Source organism: Noviherbaspirillum sp. (genome assembly GCF_035254685.1).
Classification (GTDB): domain Bacteria; phylum Pseudomonadota; class Gammaproteobacteria; order Burkholderiales; family Burkholderiaceae_D; genus Noviherbaspirillum.
Genome location: NZ_DATFAI010000020.1, coordinates 269,568 through 286,170, shown reverse-complemented (window position 1 = coordinate 286,170; position 16,603 = coordinate 269,568). Strand labels below are relative to the sequence as shown.

General features: G+C 61.6%; 14 protein-coding genes. 8 read left to right on the top strand and 6 right to left on the bottom strand.

Features of this window, described 5'->3' with window-relative positions; genetic code table 11:
• Window positions 1-230 precede the first annotated feature (230 nt).
• Together VJ698_RS07160 and VJ698_RS07155 are read left to right on the top strand one after the other, a co-directional pair.
• Window positions 231-1,757 (top strand): phospholipase D family protein, encoded by a 1,527-nt coding sequence (locus tag VJ698_RS07160; protein ID WP_324102030.1) that lies wholly within the window; start codon window positions 231-233, stop codon window positions 1,755-1,757.
• 118 nt (window positions 1,758-1,875) lie between these two features.
• Window positions 1,876-3,444, top strand: coding sequence for a sensor domain-containing diguanylate cyclase (locus VJ698_RS07155; protein ID WP_324102029.1), 1,569 nt, complete (start codon window positions 1,876-1,878; stop codon window positions 3,442-3,444).
• A 16-nt stretch (window positions 3,445-3,460) separates the two neighbouring features.
• On the opposite strand, the gene VJ698_RS07150 is transcribed toward VJ698_RS07155, so the two are convergent.
• The 6 genes from VJ698_RS07150 to VJ698_RS07125 form a co-directional block, all read right to left on the bottom strand.
• A complete protein-coding gene (locus VJ698_RS07150; RefSeq protein ID WP_324102028.1) occupies window positions 3,461-3,694 on the bottom strand; it encodes a formate dehydrogenase subunit delta in 234 nt (77 codons plus the stop codon).
• 4 nt (window positions 3,695-3,698) lie between these two features.
• Window positions 3,699-4,517, bottom strand: a complete 819-nt coding sequence (gene fdhD, locus VJ698_RS07145; protein WP_324102027.1) for a formate dehydrogenase accessory sulfurtransferase FdhD — start codon at window positions 4,515-4,517, stop codon at window positions 3,699-3,701.
• A gap of 15 nt (window positions 4,518-4,532) precedes the next feature.
• Window positions 4,533-7,388 carry a formate dehydrogenase subunit alpha gene (gene fdhF, locus VJ698_RS07140; protein ID WP_324102026.1) on the bottom strand — a complete coding sequence of 952 codons (2,856 nt, stop codon included), beginning with the start codon at window positions 7,386-7,388 and terminating at the stop codon, window positions 4,533-4,535.
• Window positions 7,385-8,929 (bottom strand): formate dehydrogenase beta subunit, encoded by a 1,545-nt coding sequence (locus tag VJ698_RS07135; RefSeq protein WP_324102025.1) that lies wholly within the window; start codon window positions 8,927-8,929, stop codon window positions 7,385-7,387. The genes fdhF and VJ698_RS07135 overlap by 4 nt, the downstream gene beginning before the upstream one ends.
• Window positions 8,926-9,393: a formate dehydrogenase subunit gamma gene (locus tag VJ698_RS07130; RefSeq protein WP_324102024.1), complete on the bottom strand. Its 468-nt coding sequence runs from the start codon at window positions 9,391-9,393 to the stop codon at window positions 8,926-8,928. Before VJ698_RS07130 ends, VJ698_RS07135 begins: the two co-directional genes overlap by 4 nt.
• A gap of 326 nt (window positions 9,394-9,719) precedes the next feature.
• Window positions 9,720-10,154 (bottom strand): bacteriohemerythrin, encoded by a 435-nt coding sequence (locus VJ698_RS07125; RefSeq protein ID WP_324102023.1) that lies wholly within the window; start codon window positions 10,152-10,154, stop codon window positions 9,720-9,722.
• 167 nt (window positions 10,155-10,321) lie between these two features.
• Here VJ698_RS07125 and VJ698_RS07120 point away from each other — a divergent pair, with 167 nt between their 5' ends.
• The 6 genes from VJ698_RS07120 to VJ698_RS07095 all read left to right on the top strand — a co-directional run bounded on the left by VJ698_RS07120 (window position 10,322) and on the right by VJ698_RS07095 (window position 16,595).
• Window positions 10,322-10,966, top strand: coding sequence for a class I SAM-dependent methyltransferase (locus VJ698_RS07120; RefSeq protein ID WP_324102022.1), 645 nt, complete (start codon window positions 10,322-10,324; stop codon window positions 10,964-10,966).
• A gap of 320 nt (window positions 10,967-11,286) precedes the next feature.
• On the top strand, window positions 11,287-13,056 hold the full coding sequence (locus VJ698_RS07115) for a carboxylesterase/lipase family protein (RefSeq protein WP_324102021.1): 1,770 nt from the start codon (window positions 11,287-11,289) through the stop codon (window positions 13,054-13,056).
• A 100-nt stretch (window positions 13,057-13,156) separates the two neighbouring features.
• Window positions 13,157-13,852, top strand: coding sequence for a VIT family protein (locus VJ698_RS07110; protein ID WP_324102020.1), 696 nt, complete (start codon window positions 13,157-13,159; stop codon window positions 13,850-13,852).
• 93 nt (window positions 13,853-13,945) lie between these two features.
• Window positions 13,946-14,512 carry a DUF2242 domain-containing protein gene (locus VJ698_RS07105; RefSeq protein ID WP_324102019.1) on the top strand — a complete coding sequence of 189 codons (567 nt, stop codon included), beginning with the start codon at window positions 13,946-13,948 and terminating at the stop codon, window positions 14,510-14,512.
• 290 nt (window positions 14,513-14,802) lie between these two features.
• Entirely contained in the window at window positions 14,803-15,288 is a 486-nt protein-coding gene (locus tag VJ698_RS07100; RefSeq protein ID WP_324102018.1) for a hemerythrin domain-containing protein, read from the top strand.
• A 260-nt stretch (window positions 15,289-15,548) separates the two neighbouring features.
• Complete coding sequence (locus tag VJ698_RS07095; protein WP_324102017.1) at window positions 15,549-16,595, top strand: HlyD family secretion protein; 1,047 nt, start codon at window positions 15,549-15,551, stop codon at window positions 16,593-16,595.
• Window positions 16,596-16,603 lie beyond the last annotated feature (8 nt).

The window sequence follows — 16,603 nt, the reverse complement described above, 5'->3', positions numbered from 1 at the left end:
CAAAGCCACGATGCCAGCCGGAAGCTTGAATTTCATCAGCGGCGCCGGTGTTGACCGCCTGTCGAAACGCGATAAGCTGGAAACAAGGGCAATGGACGGGCGCGAACCGCAATTCCTTGTCCGGACACCTTCAGGAATTACCCGGGCCTCTCGCCATGCGCACGATTCATCCATTGGAATGCCGCCCGTCTGCGCAGGCGTATTGGCTCCGCGGGCTTGCGGCGTCGTGCATGATCGTTGCCGTACTGTGCGCCGGCATCCTCACAGGATGCGCCAGCCTGCCCTCGCTGGAAGGGCGAAGCGTATCGACCGTCATCACCGATACGGCGCACACGCGGATCGGAAGAACCATGGCGCCCCTGGTCGCGGCGCATCCGGGCACCTCCGGCATTTATCCCTTGCGCAATGCGCGAGATGCGTTCGCGGCACGCTCGCTGCTGGCGCAATCCGCCGAACGCACGCTGGACGTGCAGTACTACATCTGGCGCAAGGACATGACCGGCAGCTTGCTCCTCGACGCGCTGCACGATGCCGCCGATCGTGGCGTGCGCGTACGCTTCCTGCTGGACGACAACAACACCGCCGGACTGGACCCTGTGCTTGCGGCGCTGGACGCCCATCCCAACATCGAAGTGCGGCTGTTCAATCCCTTCGCGCTGCGCTCCATGCGCTGGCTCGGCTACCTCACTGATTTTTCGCGCCTGAACCGCCGCATGCACAACAAGTCCTTCACCGCCGACAACCAGGCAACCATCATCGGCGGACGCAATATCGGCGATGCCTACTTCGGCGCGACAAACGACGTCCTGTTCGCCGATCTGGATGTGCTGGCGATAGGCCCGATCGTCGATGCCGTCTCACGCGACTTCGACCGCTATTGGGCCAGCGGCGCATCCTATCCTCTCCGCAGACTGTTGCCGCCCGCTGCGGACGCCCCCGCGCCGTCGTGGCAGGCTGGCGCGTCGTACACCAGGAACACCCCGCACGCGCTGGCATACATCCGAACGGTGCACGAATCTCCCTTTGAACGCGAGTTGGGCAACGGAACGCTGCCATTCGAATGGGCGAGAACGCAGATCGTCAGCGACAGCCCCGACAAGGCACTCGGAAAGGCGCCTCGCGCAGACCAGTTTCCGGACAAGCTGAAGCAGGCCATCGGCGAACCAAAGAGCGAAGTTGAGCTGGTCTCACCGTATTTCGTGCCGACCTCAAGCGGAGTCGCGACCTTCGCCGCAATGGCACAGCGCGGCATGAGGATCAGCGTGCTCACCAACGCGCTGGAAGCGACGGATGTCAGGGTGGTGCATGCCGGTTATGCAAAGCGGCGCAAGGAACTGCTTGCCGCCGGCGTCCGCTTGTTCGAGATGAAGCGGCTCGGACCGGAACCGGAAGAGCGCCGTCTGGGCGGTTTCTCCGGCGGGTCGTCCGGTTCCAGCCTGCATGCGAAGACATTCGCCGTCGACCGCTCGCGCGTGTTCATCGGCTCCTTCAACTTTGACCCGCGCTCGGCACGCCTGAATACGGAACTGGGCTTCATCATCGAAAGCCCCGCGCTGGCGAACCAGATCGCCGATGCCTTCGCCCGTCGCGTGCCATTCGCCGCCTATGAAGCACTGCTCGATCAGGATGGCAGCATCTACTGGATAGAACGGCGGGACGGCGAGATACTGCGCCATGACACCGAGCCAGGGGCAGGCTTCTGGCAGCGCGCGGGCATCTTCCTGCTCTCGCTGCTGCCCTTTGACTGGCTGCTTTAGCGGCACGTCATCGAAATCGATGAAAAGTTTCCCTAAGGTAATGTAGAATGGGGAATCGATGTTTTAGTAATGGATGCTGCGTGCACAATCATTCTGTCTGCGCGGAGGTCCACGCCAAATGCAAGTGAGCAAAAGTCCTTCCATTCGCTCGCAGCTGGTACTCCTTGTCATGGGCTGCATCCTGCCGGCGGTTGCCATGGCCGCGTTGCTGATTTTTCATGACTATCAGCGGGCGCGCGAGCAGCTTGCAAGCAATTCGCTGTCGACCGTCCATGCCATGGCAGCCGTGCTCGATGGCGACCTGGCAACCATCACCGCATCCCTGAATGCGCTTGGCACTTCGCCTCACCTGGCATCGCACAACTTTGCTGCGTTTTACGATCAGGCAAAGGACGTGCTGCAGCACCAGTTCGGCGACAATATTGTGCTCAGCGACCTCCGTGGCGCTCAACTGATCAATACCAGCCGGCCATATGGTGCACAGCTTCCCTCTCATGCCCGTACCATTCCCATGGCGGCAATGGCAAGGACCGGCAAGCCAATGGTGTCCGACCTGTTTTACGGACCCATCTTCGGACGCCCTGCCATCGCGGTCGGCGTGCCGGTGCACTGCCCGGGTATAGAGATTTGCGCCCTCAGCTCCGGCGTCTTTGCGGAACGCTTCGTCAACCTGCTGCACCGGCAGAACCTGCCGCCGGGCTGGACCGGGGTCATTTTTGACGGCAACGGCACGGTCGTCGCCCGCACTCGCGACAATACGCAAAATGTCGGCAAGAAGAGTTTTCCTCTCCTGCTCCAGAAGATCTCTGGCGCCAGGGAAGGGGCGTTCGAGCGCGTCACCAGCGACGGCATCCCCGCTGTGACAGTTTTCAGCCGGTCCGCGGTGTCAAACTGGACAGTCGCCATCGATATTCCGACCAGCGCCCTGAAACACGAATTGTGGCGTACGCTGTCCTGGCTCATCCTTGCCGCGGCCATCCTGCTTGCTTGCAGCCTCGGAATGGCGTGGTGGATTGGAGACCGCATTGCGCGCTCGATCCGTGGACTGCGCGGACCGGCACTGGCGCTCGGTGCGGGAGATGCCGTTGTTGTGCCGCCCCTGCACGTGAAAGAAGCGGATGAAGTGGGGGCGTCGCTGGTGAGAGCGTCGGGCATGCTGCATGAGGCGCGGCACCAGGCCAGGCACGATGCGCTGACAGGTCTGCCGAATCGCGCCTTGATCGCTGAAATCGTCGAGAAGCAGCTGGCGCTCTGCCAGCGTAACGGCTCCTTCCTGTCCGTTTTGTACATCGATCTCGACGGTTTCAAGAAAATCAATGACGAGTACGGCCATGCGATGGGTGACAGGCTGCTATGCATGGTGGCGGAAAGGTTGAAGACAGGAATTCGCGAATCCGACCTGGCCGCGCGCCTCGGCGGCGACGAGTTCGGGGTGGTCCTGATCGATGCCGCCGTCGAGGACGCTGCCGTGGTGGCAGGCAAGCTGGTGGACAGTCTTTCTGTCCCCTATGTCATTGATGCGCTTGAGATGGAAATTTCGGCAAGCATCGGCGTGGCCGGCTTTCCGGATTCCGGGTTGACCGGCAAGGCAATTTTCCACTGCGCCGACGATGCGATGTATGAAGCCAAGGCCTTGGGGAAACGTCGCGTCGTTGTAGCCCGCGAGGTTGTCGCAAAGATAGCCTGACGCCGCGGCGGCCAATTCATGCGTGTGCTTCCAGCTTGTCCCGATGCTGCCTGATCGAGGACAGGACCAGATCCTTCAGGCCCTCGCCACAGTTCTCGTCCACATGGCGCAGCAGCTCGCTGCGCATGGCCGGCGCCCAGAACCTGCGCAGGTGGCTGGCGATTTCCAGCGAAGCTTCCGCCTGGTCAGGCCAGGCCTCGAAATAGTCGCCAATCTGGTTGGCCATCTTGACAAGGTTTGCGATATCCATAGTGCTATTCCGCCCTGATGTTGGCTCGATGCGCATAAGCCGCGAAATCATCCCCGCGCGCGAAGGCGACCAGCGTCATGCCGTGCTCGCGTGCCACGCGCACTGCCAGCGACGTCGGCGCTGAAATCGCGACCAGCGCCGGCATTCCCACTGTGATCGCCTTCTGCACCATCTCCACGCTAGCGCGGCTCGTGATCAGCGCGAAACCGTCCGCGAAATCCGCGCGAGACCTGGCCATCGCACCGATCAGTTTGTCGAGTGCATTGTGCCGGCCCACGTCCTCGAAGACGAACCGCAGTTCGCCATCCGGCGCGCACCATGCAGCGGCATGCGTACCTCCGGTCATGCGGTTGAGCGGTTGCAGGGCGTCCAGGCCAGCGAGGGCACGACGTATCCCTGAGGGCGATAGCGGGCGGGGCGGTGCGGGACGCGAGAGGCGCGGCAATGAGCGGAGCACGTGCTCAAGGCTTTCCGTGCCGCACAGCCCGCAGCCAGTGCGCCCGGCAAGGTTGCGGCGGCGCTCCTTCAGTTGCGCAAATGCCGCGTTGCCGATGGCGAGGTGCACCGTAATGCCCGCGCTGCTGCGCGACGTCGTGATGTCATGGCACTCCTGCGGCGACGCAATCAATCCTTCGCTGAGGGAAAATCCGAGCGCGAATTCCTCCAGGTCGGCCGGCGTGGCCAGCATGACGGCATGCGAAATGCCGTTGTACTCCAGCGCGACCGGTACTTCCTCCGCCAGGTCATCGTGCGCATCCATCCATGTTCCGTCGCGCAGGCGCGTCACCGCGTGGCGATCGGCGCGGCAGTCGATTGTTTCCATGTCGTCCATGCTGCCTCACTCGCTTCCAGCCGGTGCAGCGGCATGGAGCAGCCCGAGCTGCGTGCGGCTGAATTCCGAAAAATGCTGCTGCCACGCCGACGGATGGGTGACCGGCATGACCTGCACCGCCGTCACCTTGTACTCCGGGCAATTGGTGGCCCAGTCGGAATTATCGGTGGTGATGACGTTCGCGCCCGACTCCGGGAAATGGAAGGTGCTGTACACCACGCCGGGCTGCACGCGTTCGGTGACAAGCGCGCGCAGGACGGTGTCGCCGGCACGGCTCTGCACGCCGACCCAGTCGCCGTCCTTGACGCCGCGCTCCTGCGCATCATGCGGATGGATCTCCAGCCGGTCTTCCGAATACCAGCGCACGTTCTCGGTGCGGCGCGTCTGCACGCCAGCGTTGTATTGCGACAGGATACGACCGGTGGTGAGGATCAGCGGATACTTGCGGGTGACTTTTTCATCGGTCGCCACGTATTTCGTGAGCATGAACCGGCCCTTGCCGCGCACGAACTGTTCCTTGTGCATGATCGGCGTTCCCTCCGGTGCATCATCGGTGCACGGCCACTGGATGCTGCCGAGGCGGTCAAGCTTTGCGTAGCTGACACCGCGGAAGGTCGGCGTCAGCATGGCGATCTCGTCCATGATCTCGGACGGATGGTTGTAATGCATGTCATAACCGAGGCGCTTCGCCAGGTGCATCGTCACTTCCCAGTCGGCAAAGCCGGCCTTGGGCGCCATCACCTTGCGTACGCGCGAGATACGTCGTTCGGCATTCGTGAAAGTGCCGTCCTTTTCGAGGAAGGAGGAACCGGGCAGCAGCACATGCGCATATTTCGCGGTCTCGTTCAGGAAGATGTCCTGCACGACAATGCATTCCATCGCCGACAGCGCCGCCGCGACATGCTGCGTGTTCGGGTCCGATTGCACGATATCCTCGCCCTGGCAGTACAGGCCCTTGAAGCTGCCATGCAGCGCAGCGTCGAACATGTTCGGGATGCGCAGGCCCGGCTCGGGCTGCAGTTCCACGCCCCATGCGGCCTCGAACTGCATGCGCGCCGTTGCATCGGACACATGGCGATACCCTGGCAGCTCATGCGGGAAGGAGCCCATGTCACAGGAGCCCTGCACATTGTTCTGCCCGCGTAGCGGATTCACGCCCACGCCGTCGCGTCCGATATTGCCGGTCGCCATCGCAAGGTTGGCGATGCCCATCACCATGGTCGATCCCTGCGCATGCTCGGTCACGCCAAGCCCGTAATAGATCGCCGCGTTGCCGCCAGTCGCGTAGAGACGCGCGGCATCGCGCATCATCTGCGCCGGAACGCCTGTGACGGCTTCCATCGCTTCCGGCGAATTTTCCGGCAATGCCACGAATGCCTTCCACTGTTCAAAGGATTTCTCCTCGCAGCGTTGCGCGATGAATTCTTCTTGCAGCAGGTCTTCGGTCACGATCACATGCGCCAGCGCGCTGATGACGGCCACGTTGGTGCCCGGCTTCAACTGCAGATGGAAATCCGCTGCGACGTGCGGCGACTTCACCAGGTCGATGCGGCGCGGATCGATGACGATCAGCTTTGCTCCCTCGCGCAACCGCCGCTTCAGGCGCGAGGCGAAGACCGGATGACCGTCGCTGGGATTGGCGCCGATCACCATGATCACGTCCGAATGTTCGACCGACTTGAAGGCCTGCGTACCGGCCGATTCGCCCAAGGTCTGCTTCAGGCCGTATCCGGTCGGCGAATGGCAGACGCGGGCGCAATTGTCGACGTTGTTGTTGCCGAACGCCGCCCGCACCAGCTTCTGCATGAGGTAGTCTTCCTCGTTGGTGCAGCGCGAGGACACGATCCCGCCGACGGAATCCCTGCCGTATTTCGCCTGTATGCGCTTGAACTCCGAGGCGGCATAATCGAGCGCTTCGTCCCACGACACTTCCTGCCAGGGATCGCTGATCTTGCGGCGGATCATCGGCTTTGTGATACGGTCCTTGTGCGTCGCATAGCCCCACGCAAAGCGTCCCTTCACGCAGGCATGTCCTTCGTTGGCCTTGCCATCCTTGTGCGGCACCATGCGTACGACTTCGTTGCCTTTCATCTCGGCGCGCAGCGAACAGCCGACGCCGCAATACGCGCAGGTGGTGGTAATGCTGTGCTCCGCCTGCCCAAGCTGGATGATGGTTTTTTCCATCAGCGTGGCCGTGGGGCAGGCCTCCACGCAGGCTCCGCAGGAAACGCATTCGGATTCCATGAAGGGCTGCATGCGCCCCGGAGACACGCGCGAGTCGAAACCGCGCCCGGAAATTGTGAGCGCGAACGTGCCCTGGATTTCCTCGCAGGCCCGCACGCAGCGGCTGCACACGATGCACTTCGACGGATCGTAGGTAAAGTAGGGATTCGATTCATCCTTCTTGTCGCGAAGGTGATTGCTGCCGTCGAAGCCATAACGTACTTCGCGCAAGCCGACCACACCTGCCATATCCTGCAGTTCGCAGTTGCCATTCGCCGGGCAGGTCAGGCAATCGAGCGGATGATCGGAGACATAGAGTTCCATGACGCCCTTGCGCAAGGCCTGGAGCTTCGGCGTCTGCGTGCGCACCTTCATGCCCGGCTCGACCGGGGTGGTGCAGGACGCAGGATAACCCTTGCGCCCCTCGATTTCGACGAGGCACAGGCGGCAGGATCCAAAGGCTTCCAGGCTCTCGGTGGCGCAGAGTTTCGGAATGTTGACGTCACTTTCCGCAGCTGCGCGCATCACCGAAGTGCCGGCCGGGACCGTCACTTCGACGCCGTCGATCTCCAGCGTGACAGTCTCGGTGGAGATGCTCGCCGGCGTGCCGAAATCACGCTTCAGTATGGTTTCCCTCATTGCATCTCCTGGCCGAAATCCTGCGGAAAGTGGTGGAGCGCCGACAGGACAGGGTAGGGCGTCATGCCACCCATAGCGCACAGCGAGCCGTGCAGCATGGTGTCGCATAGATCGCGCAAGAGGTGAATCTGCTGCGGCCGATCCTTGCCGGTGATGATCCGGTCCATGACCTCGACGCCACGCGTGGAACCGATGCGGCATGGCGTGCATTTGCCGCAGGACTCGATCGCGCAGAACTCCATCGCGTAGCGTGCCATCTTCGCCATGTTCACCGTGTCGTCATGCACCACGATGCTGCCATGCCCAAGCACCGCCCCGAACCCGGCGAATGTTTCATAGTCGAGCGGCATGTCCCAGTGCGCCTCGGGCACATAGGCGCCGAGCGGGCCGCCGACCTGCACCGCCTTGATTGGGCGTCCTGATGCGGTTCCACCGCCATAGTCGAACAGGATGTCGCGCAGCCGCACACCGAACGGCATTTCGATCAGGCCGCCGTGCTTGATGTTTCCGGCGAGCTGAATCGGCAGCGTGCCGCGCGAACGCCCCGTGCCGAATTCCCGGTAATGCGCGGCGCCCCTGGCAAGGATCACCGGCACGCTGGCCAATGTCAGCACATTGTTGACGATGGTCGGCTGGCCGAACAGTCCGTGCAATGCGGGCAAGGGCGGCTTGGCGCGCACGATTCCGCGCTTGCCTTCGAGGCTTTCCAGCAGGGCGGTTTCCTCGCCGCAGATATAGGCGCCGGCGCCTTTGCGCACCTGCAGGTGGAAGGCCTTACCGGAATCCAGCACATCATCGCCGAGATAACCCTTGTCGAGCGCAATGTCGATGGCCTCGTTGAGCGTGTCGATGGCATGCGGATATTCGCTGCGCACGTAGATGTAGCCCTTGTTCGCACCGACCGCGACGGCGGCGATCGTCATGCCTTCGATCAGCGCAAACGGATCGGCTTCCATCAGGATACGGTCGGCGAAGCTGCCGGAATCGCCTTCATCTGCATTGCAGACCACGTACTTCTGCGCAGCCGGCGCATCCAGCACGGTTTTCCATTTGATGCCGGCGGGGAAAGCTGCGCCGCCACGCCCGCGCAGGCCGGACTGGCTGATCGCTTCAACGATGCTTGCGCCATCCAGTTTGAGCGCCTCGCGCAGCCCTTCATAGCCGCCATGGAATTCATAGTCCGACAGCGAAAGCGGATCGGTGATGCCGGCACGTGCGAAGGTGAGACGCTGCTGGTTGCGGAAATAGGGAATGCGTTCGACCAGGCCGACAGCGAGCGGATGCAGCGCATGCCCGGTGTGAAATCCTGCGTCGAACAGCGAAGTGACGTCTGCGGCTTGCACCGGCCCGAAGCCAATGCGCCCGGCAGGCGTCTGCACCTCGACCAGCGGCTCCAGCCACAGCATGCCGCGCGTACCGTTGCGCACGATCTGGATATCCATCCGACGCCGATGCGCCTCCGCCGCGATCGCCTCCGCCACCTCATGTGCACCTAGCGCAATCGCGGTGGAGTCTCGCGGCACAAAGATCCGGATTGTCATGGGTTTTCCTTCACGTTGGCGACGAGCTGGTCGAGTCGCTCCGGCGTCACCCGCGCATGCATCGCGCCATCGAGCATGATGGCCGGTGAGCAGGCGCAGTGGCCGAGACAGTACACGGACTCGAGCGAGAACATGCTGTCGGCAGTTTTTTCATGGAGGCCGCATCCGAGCGACTGCTTCGCATGTGCAAGCAGTTTTTCCGAGCCCATACTCTGGCATGCCTCGGCGCAGCAAATCCTGATCGCATGTTTCGCGGGTGGGGTCATGCGGAAATCGTGATAGAAGCTGATCACGCCGTAGACCTCGGCCTGCGACAGGTTGAATGCGCGCGCAATTTCGGCGATGCGGTCCTCCGGAATATAGCCTGTCGTGTCCTGGATTGCGTGGAGGGCGGGAAGCAGTCCTCCCGGTTCGGCGGAGCTGCGTTCAAGGATGGCTGCGATGCTGCTGGCGTCCTGGTTCATGATGGTGATGATGAGCGGCGTGTCGGATGACCGTACATATTAGCGGATTGCCGCAGGCATGGGTTTGCGCTGCTCCAGCCTTTTGCCTGATTCAGAAAATGAAGCGCGGGGTGAAATCCGCGCGGTGGCGGGATGCAAGGACAGGCTGTGCCTCGGACGCCCAGCACCACGCTGAAGCGTCGCTTTGCACCTGCGACAGCTTCATGTGCCATCAACGATGCACGCGTCATCGCCATTGGAGTGATCGCCAACGCGATGGTGCGCACGCGATGATTGGCCGGATCGACCGAAATGCCGCGCCTGGTTCCTCCTGAAGCGGAGGTCGGCTAATCCGCTGGGAGTATGCTCCGCCCGAGCTTCACATCCCAGTTGGTAAAGTGAGGAATCAGCGACTTGCGGAAGAAATCAGCCACGTCCACGGCGATGTTGCCGGGGCGGTTCATGAAGCGGTAGTGAAGGTCGTTCACCATTTTCATCAGTTCCCCATGCTCCTGCTTGTGCATGGCATATCCCGGGTAATTGGCCGCCTGCATCAAGGCTTCTTCGCGGACGAAGTGGTCCCCCGTATGCTCGATCAGTTCGACCAACACTTCGCCCACGATCGAATGCTCGGGATCGTCAAGAAGTTCGGCCTGCAGCCGGTTGGCAATATCAAAGATATGACGATGGTCCTCATCGATCATCGGATGGCCGATCGCCATGGCTTCTGTCCATGTGTAATAGGTTGATTCGGATCGATTGACTGTCTGGGAATTGGACATTCGTGCACCTGGGCCTTGACCGTTAAGCTGTATTTACACTTTTGGTTACCGGTTCATTTAACCATGGAAATTTTCGATACAAATCTACAGTTCGGAAACCGTTGACCGAAGTCAAGGATTGGCGCACATTCGCAACGCTGGTCGATGCCCGCATGTCGAAGGAACCCATGGACGCTGACAAAAACACACATACCCCCAACTGGTACGAGCGCCACGTGCTGCCGTACCTCATCGATCTGGCCTGCGGCGTCAAGCCGGTCTGGCGTCAGCGCCGCAAGCTGGTTCCGCTGGCGACGGGCCGCGTGCTCGAGGTCGGCATCGGCACGGGACGCAACCTCGAGCACTACGACAGGACGCAGGTGAAATCGCTGACCGGCATCGATCCCGGCCTGGAGATGCATCGTCTCGCGGCAGAGCGTTCGCACAAGTACGGCATTCCCGTCGAACTCGTGGGCCTGTCGGCCGAGCGCATCCCCTTCGACGATGCCAGCTTTGACACCGTGCTCGTCACTTATTCGCTGTGCACCATTCCCGATCCGCTGGCGGCACTGCGGGAGATGCGGCGGGTTCTCAAACCCGGCGGCAGGCTGATCTTCTGCGAACACGGCCTGGCGCCCGATGCCTCGGTGCAGGCATGGCAGCACCGGCTCACGCCACTGTGGTCGAAAATTGCAGGTGGATGCCACCTGGACAGGGATATTGCGCAACTGCTCCGCGACGCCGGCTTTCGTTCGCAGGACATGCAGACCATGTATCTGCCCGGCCCGCGCCCGATGACTTACCACTACTGGGGCACGGCCGAAGCCGTGTGAACGTCTGTGTCCGAATGTATCGCAATGTACCGGGGGTAAACGGATGTAAGAGTGGCTGAAACGGCATCACGGCACCTGTAAATTGGCATCCGTCAGTCTCCTCCCACTGATACGTTCCTTGCCCGCAACCTTCCGGTTCGCGGGCTTTTTTCGTTTCGTTTGGCCGCACTTCCAATGCGCAATATTGCTCCGCTTGATTCGCCGCAAACAGTGGCGCGATGCGGAGAAGGCTTGATACATGCGCAGGTAATCTTCATTCATCGTGGTGCAATGCCACGACGCAGTCCTTCAAATGATTTCACCCAACAAGGAGACGAACGATGTGGAGTAGCCCAACACGCTGGCTGACGGCATTTGTCTTGTCGATTCCCCTGCTCGCAGCCCATGCCAACAACGATAACCGGCCGGACACGTCACAAGGCCGAAATACGAATCCGCTGACGGTGCGCACGACGGAATACGGAATGATCGAGGGCGTGGACAATGGTCCCGCGTCGAAGACATTAGCCTGGAAAGGCGTGCCCTACGCGCGGCCGCCTGTAGGGGATTTGCGCTGGAAAGCGCCGCTCGATCCGGCAGCGTGGAACGGCGTGCTGCCGACCAAGGCATTCGGCAATGCCTGTGCACAATATGGCCGCATCTACGGACCGGGCGCCAACAACCGCTATGACGAAACTATCGGCACCACCCTGAACCAGGCGGTCGGCACTGAAGACTGCCTCTACCTCAACATCTGGCGCCCCGCCAACCAGAAGCCGAATCTGCCGGTCATCGTTTTCTTCCATGGCGGCAGCAATGTGTCAGGCTACACCGCCGATCCGGTATATGACGGCGCCAACCTGGCGCAGACCACTGAATCAGTCGTCGTCACCGTCAACTTCCGGCTTGGCATTCTCGGATTCATCAACCTGCCGCAACTGAAGACGGGCATGGACGCCGACACCGACTCCGGCAACTTCGCCATCCTCGACAGCATCAAGGCCTTGCGCTACGTCCGCCGCAACATTGCGAACTTCGGCGGGAATCCGGACAACGTGACCATCATGGGACAGTCAGCGGGCGCGATCAACGTCTACGCTCTGCTGACCTCGCCGGAGATGGCCAGCGCGAATCCGAAACTGTTCCACCGTGCGGTTCCGCTCAGCGGCGGCCTGTCGCTGGCTGTCGATCTTCCGTCGGGCACCATTCCAACCATGTCGCCGGCGTCGACCTATCTCGCGCAGGGAAATGCATTGCTTGCCAACCTCCTGATCGCCGACGGCAAGGCAAGCGACGCCGCGTCCGCCCAGGCCTATGTGGCCAGCCAGACACCCGAACAGATTGCGACGTACCTGCGCTCCAAGAGTCCTGCCACGCTGTTCGCCACCTTGCTCACGAAGCTTACGCCTTTGGGACTGGCGGGATCCGGTCCGATTCCGGATGGCACCGTGGTGGCATCAGACCCGGTGGCATCCATCCAGGTCGGCAATTATGCCAAGGTGCCGGTCCTGGCCGGCAATACGCGTGACGAAGGCAAACTGTTCCCGTCCTTCCTGCCGCTCGTGAGCGGGATTCCCGGCAGCGCCCGCATCGTCACCGATGCGCAATTGTTCTCCATCCAGTTCAATTACCGGCCAAACGATCCGCCGCAGATCACGGTCGACCAGTGGATCGCGCCGGCCTACCTGCCGGTGGACGCGCCGGTCACCGGCTTCACTGCACGGTCGGATCAGTTCAACAAGATCTTCTTCCTCGCCAGCCGCGACAACATCCTGAATGCGCTGAAAACGCAGCAGCCCGATGTCTGGTATTACCAGTTCAACTGGGACAAGCAGCCGGCACCGTGGAACGATATCTACGGCGCGGCGCACCTGTTCGACCTGCCGTTTGTCTTCGGCAATTTCGGACCGTCGCTGATGTCGAACATCATGAACACCACGGCGAACATGCCGGGCCGGCTTGACCTGTCGAACGCCATGATGCACACGATCGGCGCCTTTGCCAGGAAAGGCGATCCGAATAACCGCTGGATCGACGCCTACTGGCCGACCTGGCCGCGCACACTGATCTTCGATGCATCCCTGACGGGCAAATCGATTTCGGTGCAGTAAGGAGGCTGAAAGGCGTGCAGCCGGTAACCGGCGTCAATGCAAATGCGGGAAATCCGTGAGAACATGTTCTGGGTCCAGACTTTCTCAACGGATTTCCATCGTGATCCATCGACATCGTGAACAACACAAGCTCGGGAGCGTCGGCTGGCTGCGCGCCGCGGTGCTGGGTGCGAACGACGGCATCGTCTCGACATCGAGCCTCATCCTCGGCGTGGCCGCATCCCAGGCCACGCAGCAAAGCATCCTGGTGGCCGGTGTCGCCAGCCTGGTCGCAGGCGCGATGTCGATGGCCACTGGGGAATACATTTCCGTGCAGTCGCAAGCCGATGCCGAGCAGGCGGCGCTCGCCACGGAACGACTTGAGCTCGGTGCAAACCCCAAGGGCGAGCACCAGGAACTCACCGGCATCTATGTGGCCCGAGGCCTCGACGTAGCGCTAGCCCGACAGGTTGCGACGCAACTGATGAAGCATGATGCCCTCAGCGCGCACGCACGCGACGAACTGGGCATCACGGAGGCTTTCACCGCCCGTCCAGTGCAGGCAGCATTCGCCTCGGCCCTGAGCTTTTCCGCCGGCGCTCTACTGCCTTTAGCGGTCGCCGCATTGTCGCCCCAGTCCTACCTGATCGCTGCGGTTGCAGTCGCATCGCTGTTCTTTCTTGCACTGCTCGGTGGCTTGGCGGCGAAGACAGGCGGCGCTGACGTCATGAAAGGTGTATTGCGGGTCACCTTCTGGAGCGTACTGGCAATGGGCGTCACGGCGGCGATCGGCACACTGTTCGGCACGACTGCCTGATACCCCGCTCGGGGCAGGAGGGAAGGGCGCGGGATGGCGGGGCCAAGGTGTCGTAAGGTAAAATTCCATCGTCGCCTCTCCGCCGCAATCCGTATGGCCCGACTCCCACGCTATCTCGTCACATCCTTGTCCACGCTGCTTCTCATCGCCTGCACCTCGGCGCCGCCGCCGCGCGCCAACATCGAAAGTAACGAGTTCATCTCTACCGACATGTATTCACGCGCACTGCCGGGAACGAGCCAGGTCGTGTGCGAAGGAGCGCGGCGCGCGCTGCTCAGCCAGGGATATGTGATCCGCGACATGAACGGCTCCCAGGTCAATGCCTTGAAGAAGTTCCAGCCAGGCGCTGAGCGCCATATCCAGGTCGAGTTCCACGTGGTCTGCGAGCCGAACGCCGACGGCAGCAACAGCGCAACCGTCTTCGCCAACGCTGTGCGCGATACCTACGCCCTCAAGAAGAGCAGCAATTCCGCCAGTATCGGCGTGGGCGCGGTCGGCTCCCTGTCTTTGCCCTTCGGCAGTTCCGACGATTCACTCGTGAAAGTCGGCAGCGAAACCATCCAGACGCGTGTCTTTTATGACCGGTTCTTCGACATGGTCGAAGGGTATGTCGATGAAAACCCGGCAGCCACGACCGGGAGTACCTCCAGCGATCAGTGATCTCGATTTCGGCGCCCGTGCCATCCCTGGTTCGCCACTGACCCATTTCCCCTCAAGCAGGCTGGCCTCGTCCTTGTTCTCCCGGTCTTGTTCTTTTTGAACTTCGAAAGCACCCCTCCATCGAACATGCTCGTGCGCCTGGCGGCGCATTGGCGCGTCCCGGCCGAGCAGACGCGTCGTCCTGACATGCCGGTGCCGCCTTCACGACTTCCCTTGCAGGAGCGCCGCCGCCGCGAGACGTCGAGCATCTTTCCACCTATCCAAGCATGGAGCATGAAATGGAATCCAACATGAACGAGAAACATGGCACGTTTCACGCCGATCGCCCGGTTGAAGCGTTGACGCAGGAGCACAATATGGTCCGTGATCTTGCCAACGCCTATCTCAGCAGCGACAAGGCCGACATCAAGCGCGAACTGGCACCACAGATCACCTCCCTCGTGGAAATGCATTCGCGCATGGAAGAAACCGTGTTTTACCCCGCAGTTCGCAATGTCGATCCGACAATGATCAGCCATTTCGAGGAAGAGCATCACAAGGTCGACGACCTGTTGCAATCGCTGAAGGGCGCTTCGACGGACGATCCGCAATGCGACCAGATGATGCGCCAGATGCTCGACATGGTGATGCGCCACATCCAGGAAGAAGAAACCCAGTTCTTCCCGAAGCTGGAGCGCGCCAATCTCGACATGACGGAGATCGGCCTGCAAATGCAGTCCTTCGAAGCCAACATGGTGGCCGCAGCCGCGCAGGCGAGCGAGCAGCGCGCACGCTGAACCCCGCGTCCGTTCTCGACGCATCGACAGGAAGGGTGGGGTAGCCAGGCGCACCTCGCCCTTCCTCTTTTCGCGCCTGCACATGGTTCTCCGGTTCTGTACCGCGAACCATCCCCGTCGGTACTTTTTTCCTGCCCGCTCCCCGATTTACACGACGCACTGCCCGACGTGCCATTGCTTCCTGCTGCAATGGAGTGAGCATGATATTTGCGTAACCAGTTGATAACAGTTATCAGTCGATCTGCAAGGCGAGACCATGTATGGATGCAGCGGTTCGTGAGCAAAAACCGTTGGTACGCAAGGAAAAAATTTCCAGGCGAAAGCTGTTCCGTTGGACGGCCATCGTTTTGATCCTGCTCGTGGCTGCCATCTTCGGCTACCGTTACTGGCGCCACAGCGAACTCTACGTCAGCACTGATGACGCCTATCTCAATGCACATACCGTCGAAATTGCCGCACAGATCGGCGGCCAGATCGTTCGCGTTTATGTGCGTGACAACCAGCAGGTGAAGGCTGGCGATCCGCTGTTCGACATCGATCCGCAACCTTATCGCCTGGCGCTCGACAAGGCCCAGGCGCAATTGCGCCTCGCGGAGCAATCGGTCGCGCAGCAAAGCGCTGCAGTGGCGGCCGCCGAGGCGCAGGTCGCCCAACGCCAGGCCGAATTGCAGAACGCGCAATCGAACAACCAGCGCCAGCAGCAACTGGTACGGCAAGGATTCCTGTCGAAGCAGGGTGCCGAAGCATCGCGCACGCAGGCGAGGACGGCTGCCGCCGCACTGCATGCGGCGCAAGCCAATCTCGAGCAGGCGCGCAGCGCCCTCGGCACCACCGGCGAAAACAATGCCAGCGTGAAAGCGGCGCAGGCGGCCGTCAACCAGGCGCAGCTCGATCTTGAGCATACGCACGTCACCGCACCAACCCAGGGCAGCGTGGCCAACTTGTCGCTGCGCCCTGGCAATACGGTGCAGGCCGGCGCGCCACTGTTTGCACTGATCAGCAACCAGGAGTACTGGGCCGACGCCAATTTCAAGGAAACCGAACTCGAGCGCGTTCGCCCGGGGGCGCCAGCGACAGTTACGGTCGATATGTACCCGGACCATCCCTTCCACGGCGTAGTCGAAAGCGTCAGCGGCGGCGCCGGCACCGCCTTCTCACTGCTTCCGCCGCAGAACGCGACCGGCAACTGGGTGAAAGTCACACAGAGAGTGCCAGTCCGCGTGCGCATCACGGATCCCGATCCCACGTACCCGCTGCGCATCGGCACCACAGCGACGGTGGAAGTCAAGGCAAACAACAGTTCCTGAACGGAAGG